This window comes from Sphingomonas sp. 3-13AW (assembly GCF_049311085.1).
GTDB lineage: Bacteria > Pseudomonadota > Alphaproteobacteria > Sphingomonadales > Sphingomonadaceae > Sphingomonas.
Genome location: NZ_JASNVZ010000034.1, coordinates 22,189 through 33,661, shown reverse-complemented (window position 1 = coordinate 33,661; position 11,473 = coordinate 22,189). Strand labels below are relative to the sequence as shown.

The window sequence follows — 11,473 nt, the reverse complement described above, 5'->3', positions numbered from 1 at the left end:
TCGGCAGATGCGGCTCGATCGCCGCCCATGCCTCATCAGACAACCAGAACAGCGCCATCACGCACCTCCCTTGATCCACACCACCGGTGAATCAGGAAAGTCTCACTCCTTCAAGCCGCTGATTGGGGTTGGACCCTAGGCCCTAGGCGCGCGGGTGGGCGTGTCGATAGACGTCGAGCAGGTGCGCGGCGTCGACGGCGGTATAGACCTGGGTCGAGCTGAGACTTGCGTGCCCCAGCAGCTCCTGCAGCGCGCGCAGGTCGGCTCCCCGGCCGAGCAGATGAGTCGCAAAGCTGTGCCGCAGCACGTGTGGCGTCGTGCGGTCGCCCAGCCCGAGCCGGACGCGGGCGGCGCGAACCGACCGACGCACCACCCCGGCCGCCAAGGGACCGCCCTTCGCCCCGCGGAAGAGCTCGGCATCGCGAGCGGTGCCCCAGGGATTGAGGCGGACATAGGCGTCGATCGCATCCCGCACCGGCGGCAGCAGCGGCACCATCCGGGTCTTGGCGCGCTTGCCGGTGACGGCGATCGCTTCCCCCAGCGGCAGCACGGCACCGGTCAGCCCCAGCGCCTCCCCGATGCGCAGGCCCGCGCCGTAGAGCAGCAGCAGCACCGCCCAGTCGCGGGCCGCGATCCAGGGCTCGGCCGCGTCCTCGGCCACATCCTCCGCGAGCGCCACCGCCTCGTCCGGGGAGATCGGGCGCGGCACGCCCTTTTTCACGCGCGGGCCCTTCACGCGCGGCAGTGCGGCCCCCTCTCCACCCACGAAGGCGAGGAATCCGCGAACCGCCGATAGCTCGCGCGCGGCAGAGGCATTGCCCAGCCCCTCGCCGCGCCGATGCGCCAGGAAGGCGCGCAGGTCGGATGCCGACAGCGCCTTCAACTCCGCCTCGCCGACCGGGCCGCCGTGGTGGCGGCGAAGGAAGGCGAGCAGCCGTTCGGCGGTCGCCTGATAGGCCCGCACCGTGTGCTCGGATCGACGGCGGTCCCGCGCGAGATGGCGGCCGTAGAGCATCGGCAACGGCAGCGGCTCCGTTCGCGCGTCCGCTTCTTCCCCCACGTCCACCGCCAAGCTCCGAATCCCTTGCAACAACACCGCGAGCAGGACCGCCGCAGATGCCGCGCCACCCTACAAGGACGCGGACGAATCCGCGACCGCCTCGGCACGCCGGACGCACGGCGATTCCAAAACCGCGCGCACATCCCTATCTAGCGGTGCTTCATGACCTCTTCCCGCGTCCGTGTCCTCGTCCTCAACGCCGCCCTCGGGCCCCTCGACTATCGCGTGCCGCACGGCATGACGGTCGAGCCGGGCTCGATCGTGATCGCGCCGCTGGGGCCGCGCCAGTTGCTGGGCGTCGTGTGGGAGCCGGAACGGCTGCCGTGCGAGGAAGTGGGGGACAACCGCCTGCGGCCGCTGCTGGGCGTGGTCGATGCGCCGCCGATCCCGGCGCCGCTCCGCCGCCTGATCGAGTGGACCGCCGACTATTATCTGGCGGCGCCCGCCTCGGTGCTGCGGATGGCGCTGTCCTCCACCTCCGCATTGGAAGGTGCCAAGCTCGCCACCGAATATCGCGCGACCGGCCATGTCCCCGACCGCCTGACTCCGCAGCGTGAGCAGGCGCTGGAACGGATCGGCGACCGCCAGGGGCTGGTGCGCGAACTCGCGACCATGGCGGATGTGTCGGAGGCGGTGGTGCGCGGGCTTGTAAAGGCAGGCGCGATCGAGGCGGTGAGCGTCGACATCGACGCGCCGTATGCGGTGCCCGACCCAGCCTTTGCGGCGCCGGTGCTGTCCGAACAGCAGGCCGAGGTGGCAGCCGTGCTGTGCGACGCGGTCCAGAACCAGCCGTTCCAGCCCTTCCTGCTCGACGGGGTCACCGGCTCGGGCAAGACCGAGGTCTATTTCGAGGCGATCGCCGCCGCCATCGCGCGCGGGCAGCAGAGCCTGGTGCTGCTCCCGGAAATCGCGCTGACCGAGCCGTTCCTGAAGCGATTCCATGCGCGCTTCGGCTGCGAGCCGGTGGCGTGGCATTCCGATCTGCGCTCCACCCAGCGTCGTCGTGCCTGGCGCGCGATCGCCACCGGCCAGGCACTGGTGACGGTGGGCGCGCGCTCGGCACTGTTCCTTCCCTATGCGAACCTGGGACTGATCGTCGTCGACGAGGCGCACGAGACCAGCTTCAAGCAGGAGGAAGGCGTCCACTACCACGCGCGCGACGTCGCGGTGATGCGGGGGCTGTTCGAGCGCTGCCCGGTGGTGCTCGCCTCTGCAACGCCGGCGATCGAGACCCGGCACCAGGTAACTCTTGGCCGCTACACCGAGCTCAAGCTGCCGGGCCGCTATGGCGTCGCGCAATTGCCGGCGATCGAACCGATCGACCTGATTGCCGAGCCCCCGATCCGCGGCCGCTGGATCGCGCCGAAGCTGGTGAACGCGCTGGAGGCGACGCTGGCGCGCGGCGAGCAGGCGCTCTTGTTCCTCAACCGGCGCGGCTATGCGCCGCTGACACTGTGCCGGACGTGCGGGCACCGCTTCCAATGCCCGAACTGCACCGCCTGGATGGTCGAGCACCGGCTGATCCACCGACTGTCCTGCCACCATTGCGGCCACATGATCCCTACTCCGCGCAAATGCCCGGAGTGCGATGCCGAGGATTCGCTGGTCGCCTGCGGCCCCGGTGTCGAACGCATCGCCGACGAGGCGGCGGCGCTGTTCCCCGAAGCGCGCATCGCCATCGTCACGTCGGATACGCTCTGGTCGCCGGCCAAGGCCGCAGAGTTCGTCAACCGGATGGAAGCGGGCGAGATCGACCTGGTGGTCGGCACCCAGCTGGTGACCAAGGGCTATCACTTCCCGAACCTGACGCTGGTCGGCGTGATCGACGCGGACCTGGGGCTCGCCGGCGGAGACCTGCGCGCGGCCGAGCGCACCTTCCAGCAGATCATGCAGGTCGCCGGGCGCGCGGGCCGCGGCGAGAAGCCGGGTCACGTCTTCATTCAGACGACCGCCCCCGATGCCGCGGTGATGCGGGCGCTGGTCTCAGGCGATGCCGAAAGCTTCTACGCTGCCGAGACCGAGGCACGGCAGGAGGCCGAGGTGCCGCCGTTCGGCCGGTACGCGGCAATCATCGTCTCGTCCGAAGACAAGGAAGCCGCCAACGACGCCGCCCGCCGCATCGGCCGTGCCGCGCCCGAGGTGGAGGGGATGCATGTCTTCGGTCCCGCCCCTGCGCCCCTTTCGATGCTGCGCGGCCGCCACCGCTTCCGCCTGCTGGTCCATGCGCGGCGGCAGCTCGACGTGCAGGACGTCATCCGCGACTGGCTGGGCAGCGTCGAATGGTCCGCCAAGGTGCGCGTGGCCGTGGACGTCGACCCCTATAACTTCCTGTAGCAGGCCGTCGCAGCCCGCCTTGTGCGCCGCCGCACTTTGCTGGAAACAGACGCCGGTTACTTGGGGGGCATGGCGCGTGGCGCGACTGCTGTTGATGCTGGGCTTTCTGGTCGCGTGGGCGGTGCCTGCGCACGCCGACGACATTTCCGCGGCCGGGCGCGGCGTCGTGCGGGTCGTCACCGTCGCGGTGGTCGATGACGAGGTCGTCGGCTTTGGCCATGGCAGCGGCTTTGCGGTCGCCCCCGACCGGATCGTCACCAACGCGCATGTCGTGGAGCTCGCCGGCCGCTATGCCGGCAATGTCGTGATCGGCATCGTCCCTTCCGAAGGGGACAAGTCCTACCAGGGGCGGCTGATCGCTCTGGACGAGGAGCGCGACCTGGCGCTGATCGAGGTGCAGGGGCTCAAGCTGCCGCCGCTCGCACTCTATAATGGGCCCATCGGCGAAGGCGAGGCAACGATCGCGCTCGGCTATCCCGGCAACGTCGACCTGGCGACCGCGCAATCGGCCTCCGACTATATCCTCCCGTTGTCGCCGGTTCGGTCGGAGGGCGTCTTCTCCGGCTTGCGGCGGCTCGGCACTACCGGCGTGCTGCTCCACACCGCCAGCATCGCGCGCGGCAATTCGGGTGGCCCACTGCTCGACCGTTGCGGGCGGGTGCTGGGGGTGAACTCCGCGCTGACCCGTGGCGACGATGGCGACGCGAGCTTCGGCTTTGCGATCGCGGGTAGCGAGTTGTCGGGCTTCCTGCGGGCGGCAGGGCAGCAGCCGACCATGATCGGCAACAACTGTATCAGCATGGAGGAGCTGCTGGCGCAGGACCGCGCCGCCGCCGCCGATGCCGCGCAGCAGGACGCCGCCCGCGCCCGCGTGGCCGCCGAGCGTGCCGCCGCCGACCGGGCGATCGCACTGGAGGGCGCGCGCGAACGCAACGAGGCGACTCGCGAGAATTATATGGCCGGTGCCGCGCTGCTGCTCGTTCTCGCCGGACTTGCCGCCGGGGGCGCCGGGCTGATGGCGACGCGGGGCAAGCGTCGCGAGGCGATCTGGGCCGGCGCCGGGGGCGGCGTGCTGCTGGTGGGTGCCGTCGTGCTGTTCCTGGTGCGCCCGTCCTTCGATCCGGCCTCGGTTCCGGAGGCGAGCAAGCCCGCCAGCACCGCCAACGGCCTGACCGGCAAGCTCCTGTGCACGCTGGTGCCGGAGCGCAGCCGCGTCACCGTCTCTGCCACGCCCGAAGTGGCGATGGACTGGCAGCCCAACGGCTGCATGAACGGGCGCACCCAATATGCCGAGGCGCCGGGCCGGGCCTGGGAGCGGATCCTGGTGCCGGACGAGGAGCAAACGGTGTCCGTGCTCCGCTACGAGCCCGCGACCGGCACCTATATCAACACACGCTATATGCTGGGTGCCGAGCGCATGGCGGAGGCGCGGCGCCTGCGCGAAGGAGTAGCGCTCAAGCAGTGCGCCGGCGAAAGCGCGGGTCGCGCCAACCTGGCGACGCAGCAGGCGTTGATCCGCGCCTCGCTGCCGCCGCTTCCGAACGAGCGGCTGGTGTATCACTGCCAGCCGGCACGCGGGACGAACTGATGCCGCGGCCGGGGACGCTGGCGACTGCCCTGCTGATCGCGAGCAGGGCGCGTGCCGCCCGCTGATGGGATCCGCTTCGAGGAGGGCGGGCTCGACCGCGCCGACGTGCGCGCGCTCCTCGCCGAGCATCTCGCGGCCATGCACGTCCATTCGCCGCCGGAATCGGTTCACGCCCTCCCCGTGGAGCGATTGCAGCAAGCCGGGGTGACCTTCTTCTCCGCACGCGAGGCGGAAGGCCGGCTGCTCGGGATCGGCGCGCTGCGCGAGCTCGACCCCGCCCATGGCGAGATCAAGTCGATGCGCACCGCCGCGGACGCGCTGGGCCGCGGCGTCGGCACGGCGATGCTGCGCCACCTGCTCGCCGTCGCGCGCACGCGCGGATATGGGCGTGTCAGCCTGGAGACCGGCACGCCGGAAGCGTTCGCAGCGGCCCGCCGACTTTATGAACGGCATGGCTTTTCCTACTGCGCGCCCTTTGCGGACTACCGGGTCGACCCGTTCAGCTGCTGCATGACGCTTGCGCTGGACGGCACCTGATCCTCAGCCGCCGTTGGCGCGGAACAGTTCAAGCGTCCGCTCGCGGGCGAGCTTCGCCGCCTCCGGCGCATAATCGTCCCGCCGGTCGGAGTTGAAGCCGTGGCCGGCATCATAGATATAGATGGTCGTGTTCGCAGGCTCGGCCGCGACCAGCGCCTCGACACCCTCGATGGGGATACCGTGGTCGTTCCGGCCGAAGTGCGCGATCGTCGGCACCCGGGGCACTTCCCGCGACTCCGGCACCAGGCGCCCGTAATAGCTCGACACCGCCGACAGGCCCTCGACGCGCGCGGCCGCCAGCCAGGCGACCGAGCCGCCATAGCAATAGCCGACGGCGAACACCGGCCCCTTGTCCTTCAGCGCGTCGACGCAGGCCTGCACGTCGGCGACCGAAGTCTCGATCGGGTGGATGTCGCGCGACAGGGCGATGCCGCGCTGCAGCCCCTCGCCCCCATAAGGTGCCTCGAACCCGGGCTCTTCCCGATCGAACAGCGCCGGCGCCAGCACTTCATAGCCGTCGGCCGCGAATCCGTCACAGAGCTCGCGAATGTGGTCGGTGATGCCGAAGATTTCCTGCACCAGCACCAGACCGCCCCGCCGAGCCCCCTGGGGATCTGCGTGGTAAACCCCGATCTCGGCTCCGTCGGACATCGTCATGCGGATCATGTGGCCGTTCATCGCTCGTCTTCCTTGGCTGGGATGGTGGTGCAACGCGTTTCCTGCCGGCGCGGCTCCAAGGGTCTGCTGCTGCTGAAAGATTGGGCAAAGCAGCAACCAAAACGGGCGCGCGGCTTGCATCCTGAGCCCCCCTTTGCTAACCGCGCGCCAGCCATTCAGGGGGGCGTTTATCCGGCACTGCCCTGTTCCCCATGGTATAAGCGCCTTCTTGGACAAGTTGGGATAGGGATCGCGTGGAGACTTCCGGCGGCAATATAAGCGGTGGCATCCAGGCGAGCCTGGCAGGTCGCTATGCGACCGCGCTCTTCGAACTGGCGCGCGACGAACAGTCGATCGCGACGGTCGAGCAGAGCCTGGTCGGGGTGCGTCGCGCACTCGACGAATCGGACGAGTTTCGCGCACTGGTCGCGAGCCCGCTGATCGCGCGCGATGCGGCGATCAAGGCGGTGGAGGCGGTTGCCGATCTGATCGGCACCGATCCCACCACCAAGCGGCTGCTCGGCGTGCTGGCGCAGAACCGGCGTCTGAAGGAACTGCCGGCGGTGATCCGCGCCTTCCGCGCGCTCGCCGCCCATCATCGTGGCGAGGTGACCGCAGAGGTTGCGTCTGCCCACGCCCTTACCGACAGCCAGGTCGACGAGCTGAAGCAGCAGCTTCGCGCCCGTGTCGGCCGGGACGTCTCCGTCGACCTGAAGGTCGACCCCTCACTTCTGGGCGGGCTGGTCGTCAAGATCGGCAGCCTGATGATCGACAGTTCGATCAAGACCCGTCTGAACACTCTCGCGCACGCGATGAAAGGCTGAACATGGATATCCGCGCCGCAGAAATCTCGAAGGTCATCCGCGACCAGATCGCGTCGTTCGGCACCGAGGCCCAGGTCTCCGAGACCGGCCAGGTGCTGTCCGTCGGCGACGGCATCGCGCGCATCTATGGCCTGGACAATGTCCAGGCGGGTGAGATGGTCGAGTTCGCCAACGGCATCCAGGGCATGGCGCTCAACCTCGAGGCCGACAACGTCGGCGTCGTGATCTTCGGCTCCGACGCCGAGATCAAGGAAGGCGACACCGTCCGCCGCACCGGCACCATCGTCGACGTCCCCGTCGGCAAGGGCCTGCTCGGCCGCGTGGTGGACGGCCTCGGCAACCCGATCGACGGCAAGGGCCCGATCGTCGCCGAGAAGCGCAGCCGCGTCGAGGTAAAGGCACCGGGCATCATCCCGCGCCAGTCCGTGTTCGAGCCGATGCAGACCGGCCTGAAGGCGATCGACGCCCTCGTTCCCGTCGGCCGTGGCCAGCGCGAGCTGATCATCGGCGATCGCCAGACCGGCAAGTCGGCCGTCGCGATCGACGCCTTCATCAACCAGAAGGCCGTGAACGCCGGCGACGACGAGTCGAAGAAGCTGTATTGCGTCTATGTCGCGGTCGGCCAGAAGCGCTCGACCGTCGCCCAGCTCGTCAAGACGCTCGAAGAGAATGGCGCGATGGAATATTCCATCGTCGTCGCCGCTACCGCTTCCGAGCCGGCGCCGCTCCAGTTCCTCGCGCCCTACACCGGCACCGCGATGGGCGAGTATTTCCGTGACAACGGCATGCACGCCCTGATCGTGTTCGACGATCTGTCGAAGCAGGCCGTCGCCTATCGCCAGATGTCGCTGCTGCTGCGCCGTCCGCCGGGCCGCGAAGCCTATCCGGGCGACGTGTTCTACCTGCACAGCCGCCTGCTCGAGCGTGCGGCCAAGATGTCGGACGCGATGGGTGGCGGTTCGCTGACCGCGCTGCCGATCATCGAGACGCAGGCGGGCGACGTGTCGGCCTATATCCCGACCAACGTGATCTCGATCACCGACGGCCAGATCTTCCTGGAAACCGACCTGTTCTTCGCCGGCATCCGCCCGGCGATCAACGTCGGCCTCTCGGTCAGCCGCGTCGGTTCCGCCGCGCAGACCAAGGCGATGAAGAAGGTCGCAGGCTCGATCAAGCTGGAGCTGGCGCAGTATCGCGAGATGGCGGCGTTCGCACAGTTCGGTTCGGACCTCGACGCGTCGACCCAGAAGCTGCTCAACCGCGGTGCGCGCCTGACGGAGCTGCTCAAGCAGTCCCAGTTCTCGCCGATGCCGTTCGAGGAGCAGGTCGCGTCGATCTTCGCCGGTACCCAGGGCTACCTCGACAACGTCGCGGTCGGCGACATCGTCCGCTTCGAGCAGGCGATGCTGTCGGACCTGCGCACCAACCATGCAGGCGTTCTCGCCAAGATCCGCGAAACCAAGGATCTGGGCGACGAGGCGAAGTCGGGCCTGAAGGCAGCGCTCGACAGCTTTGCCAAGACGTTCGCCTGATCCGATCCGGTGCTCCTGCGTGATCGCAGGGGCACGGAGCCGCAGGCGGCTCGCTGAATAACCCTGGGCCCCTGCCCCGCGCAGGAGCACGAGAAGGTAGAAGATGGCGTCACTCAAGGCCCTCAAGATCCGCATCGGCTCGGTGAAGTCGACGCAGAAGATCACCAAGGCGATGAAGATGGTCGCCGCCGCAAAGCTGCGCCGTGCGCAGGATGCGGCGGAGGCCGGCCGCCCGTACGCCGAGCGGCTGGAGGCAGTGGTGTCCAGCCTCGCCTCGCGCGTCGCGATCGGCGAGGGCAGCCCCAAGCTGCTCGCCGGCACCGGCCGCGACCAGGTGCACCTGTTCGTCGTCGCCACCTCCGACAAGGGGCTGGCCGGCGCGTTCAACAGCAACATCGCTCGCTTTGCCCGTCGCCGCGCCCTGGAGCTCCAGGCCGAGGGCAAGACGGTCAAGTTCTACACCATCGGCCGCAAGGGCCGCGCGGTGCTGGCTCGCCAGTTCCGCGACGGCTTCATCCATTCGGTCGAGCCGGGCGATCTCGGCAAGCTCGGCTTTGGCGATGCGCGCGGCTATGCCGACGACCTCATCGCCCGCTATGAAGCCGGCGAGTTCGATGTCGCGCACCTGTTCTACGCCACCTTCAAGACGGTGCTGACGCAGGAGCCGACCGAGCAGCAGCTGATCCCGGTCGCGATCCCCGCGGCTCCGGAAGCAACCGGCGCTGCCGACGCAGTGGTCGAGTATGAGCCGGACGAGGAGCAGATCCTCGCCGACCTGCTTCCCTCCAACGTCGCCGTGCAGATCTTCCGCGCGCTGCGTGAGAATGCCGCGTCGGAGCAGGGCTCCAAGATGACTGCGATGGACAATGCGACGCGCAATGCGGGCGATCTGATCAATCGCCTGACCATCGAGTACAACCGCACCCGCCAGGCCGCGATCACGACCGAGCTGGTGGAAATCATTTCCGGCGCGGAAGCGCTCTAAGTTCCGAAGGCAAGGAAGCAGACGATGGCAACCGCCGCAGATACCATCGCCCCCGTGGCGACCACCAACAACGTCGGCCGCATCAGCCAGGTGATCGGCGCGGTCGTCGACGTGACCTTCGACGGCGCGCTGCCGGCGATTCTCTCCGCGCTCGAGACGGACAACAACGGCAACCGCCTGGTGCTCGAAGTAGCGCAGCACCTGGGTGAGAACACCGTCCGTACGATCGCGATGGACGCGACCGACGGCCTGACCCGTGGCCAGACCGTGACCGACACCGGCTCGCAGATCCGCGTGCCCGTCGGCCCCAAGACGCTGGGCCGCATCCTGAACGTCATCGGCGAGCCGATCGACGAGCGTGGCCCGGTCAATGCCGAGATCACCGCCCCGATCCACGCCAAGGCGCCGGAGTTCGTCGAGCAGTCGACCGAGAGCGCGATCCTGGTCACCGGCATCAAGGTCATCGACCTTCTCGCCCCTTACGCAAAGGGCGGCAAGATCGGCCTGTTCGGCGGCGCCGGCGTGGGCAAGACCGTGCTCATCCAGGAGCTGATCAACAACATCGCCAAGGGCCATGGTGGCACCTCGGTGTTCGCGGGCGTCGGCGAGCGTACGCGTGAGGGCAACGACCTTTACCACGAGTTCCTGGACGCAGGCGTCATCGCCAAGGACGCGGACGGCAACCCGATCTCTGAAGGTTCGAAGGTCGCCCTGGTCTATGGCCAGATGAACGAGCCGCCGGGCGCCCGTGCGCGCGTCGCCCTCTCGGGCCTGACCATCGCGGAATATTTCCGCGACCAGGAAGGCCAGGACGTGCTGTTCTTCGTCGACAACATCTTCCGCTTCACCCAGGCGGGCGCGGAAGTGTCGGCACTGCTGGGCCGCATTCCGTCGGCAGTGGGCTATCAGCCGACCCTGTCGACCGACATGGGCGCGCTGCAGGAGCGCATCACCTCGACCAACAAGGGTTCGATCACCTCGGTCCAGGCCGTGTACGTGCCCGCCGACGATCTGACCGATCCGGCACCGGCAACCTCGTTCGCCCACCTGGACGCAACGACCGTGCTCAACCGCGCGATCTCCGAGCTGGGCATCTACCCGGCGGTGGATCCGCTGGATTCGACCAGCCGCGTGCTCGAGCCGCGCATCGTCGGCCAGGAGCATTACGAGACCGCACGCGCCGTCCAGGCGATCCTGCAGAAGTACAAGTCGCTGCAGGACATCATCGCCATCCTGGGCATGGACGAGCTTTCCGAAGAGGATAAGCTGACCGTCAGCCGCGCGCGCAAGATCCAGCGCTTCCTGTCGCAGCCGTTCCACGTCGCCGAGGTGTTCACGGGCATCCCGGGTGCGTTCGTGCAGATCGAGGACACGATTCGCTCGTTCAAGGCGGTCGTGAACGGCGAGTATGATCACCTGCCGGAAGCAGCCTTCTACATGGTCGGCGGCATCGACCAGGCGGTCGCCAAGGCCGAGAAGATGGCGCAGGACGCGTAATTGAATAACCAGCCCGTCCCCCACGGGAGGGGCATAGGATTATGACCATGCTGCACTTCGAACTCGTCACCCCCGAAAAGCTCGTCCGTTCGGAGGACGTCCACATGGTGGTGGTGCCCGGCACCGAAGGCGACTTCGGCGTGCTGGAGGGCCATGCCCCCTTCATGTCCACGATCCGCGAGGGCGCGCTGCAGATCTTCCGTACCGCCGGTGGCGAGCCGGAGACGCTGGCGATCCACGGCGGCTTTGCCGAGGTCAACGACCGCGGCCTGACCGTGCTGGCCGAACGCGCCGGCTGATCCGTTCGCCGTTGCCGGACCTAAGCCGGCCCGCCCCACCCCCGCACCGCGGGCGGCAGGGCGGGCCGGTTTCGTTTCGGCCGGACGCATTGCCCGGGCGGCCGATTAGGCAATTATCAAAGCTTGCGCGTTAGAGACGTCCTGCCCGGAGGTTTCCGGG

At 68.4% G+C, this 11,473-nt stretch carries 10 protein-coding genes; 8 read left to right on the top strand and 2 right to left on the bottom strand.

Annotated features, from left to right (window positions below; all coding sequences use genetic code 11):
* Positions 1–142: 142 nt before the first annotated feature.
* Complete coding sequence (locus tag QP045_RS20275) at positions 143–1,015, bottom strand: tyrosine recombinase XerC (RefSeq protein WP_422516821.1); 873 nt, start codon at positions 1,013–1,015, stop codon at positions 143–145.
* 207 nt (positions 1,016–1,222) lie between these two features.
* Between QP045_RS20275 and QP045_RS20270 the strand changes: the two genes are divergently transcribed.
* The 3 genes from QP045_RS20270 (at position 1,223) to QP045_RS20260 (ending at position 5,519) form a co-directional block, all read left to right on the top strand.
* Positions 1,223–3,394: a primosomal protein N' gene (locus QP045_RS20270; protein ID WP_422516818.1), complete on the top strand. Its 2,172-nt coding sequence runs from the start codon at positions 1,223–1,225 to the stop codon at positions 3,392–3,394.
* A gap of 76 nt (positions 3,395–3,470) precedes the next feature.
* Positions 3,471–4,982 carry a S1C family serine protease gene (locus QP045_RS20265; RefSeq protein ID WP_422516817.1) on the top strand — a complete coding sequence of 504 codons (1,512 nt, stop codon included), beginning with the start codon at positions 3,471–3,473 and terminating at the stop codon, positions 4,980–4,982.
* A gap of 51 nt (positions 4,983–5,033) precedes the next feature.
* Positions 5,034–5,519: a GNAT family N-acetyltransferase gene (locus tag QP045_RS20260; RefSeq protein ID WP_422516816.1), complete on the top strand. Its 486-nt coding sequence runs from the start codon at positions 5,034–5,036 to the stop codon at positions 5,517–5,519.
* Positions 5,520–5,522: 3 nt separating this feature from the next.
* On the opposite strand, the gene QP045_RS20255 is transcribed toward QP045_RS20260, so the two are convergent.
* Positions 5,523–6,197: a dienelactone hydrolase family protein gene (locus tag QP045_RS20255; protein ID WP_422516815.1), complete on the bottom strand. Its 675-nt coding sequence runs from the start codon at positions 6,195–6,197 to the stop codon at positions 5,523–5,525.
* 254 nt (positions 6,198–6,451) lie between these two features.
* On the opposite strand from QP045_RS20255, the gene QP045_RS20250 reads away from it, so the two are divergent.
* The 5 genes from QP045_RS20250 to QP045_RS20230 all read left to right on the top strand — a co-directional run bounded on the left by QP045_RS20250 (position 6,452) and on the right by QP045_RS20230 (position 11,313).
* A complete protein-coding gene (locus tag QP045_RS20250; RefSeq protein ID WP_422516820.1) occupies positions 6,452–7,000 on the top strand; it encodes a F0F1 ATP synthase subunit delta in 549 nt (182 codons plus the stop codon).
* Positions 7,001–7,002: 2 nt separating this feature from the next.
* Positions 7,003–8,532 (top strand): F0F1 ATP synthase subunit alpha, encoded by a 1,530-nt coding sequence (atpA, locus tag QP045_RS20245; RefSeq protein WP_422516814.1) that lies wholly within the window; start codon positions 7,003–7,005, stop codon positions 8,530–8,532.
* A 103-nt stretch (positions 8,533–8,635) separates the two neighbouring features.
* Positions 8,636–9,517, top strand: coding sequence for a F0F1 ATP synthase subunit gamma (locus QP045_RS20240; RefSeq protein WP_422516813.1), 882 nt, complete (start codon positions 8,636–8,638; stop codon positions 9,515–9,517).
* 24 nt (positions 9,518–9,541) lie between these two features.
* Positions 9,542–11,014: a F0F1 ATP synthase subunit beta gene (atpD, locus tag QP045_RS20235; protein ID WP_422516812.1), complete on the top strand. Its 1,473-nt coding sequence runs from the start codon at positions 9,542–9,544 to the stop codon at positions 11,012–11,014.
* 47 nt (positions 11,015–11,061) lie between these two features.
* On the top strand, positions 11,062–11,313 hold the full coding sequence (locus QP045_RS20230) for an ATP synthase F1 subunit epsilon (protein ID WP_422516819.1): 252 nt from the start codon (positions 11,062–11,064) through the stop codon (positions 11,311–11,313).
* Positions 11,314–11,473 lie beyond the last annotated feature (160 nt).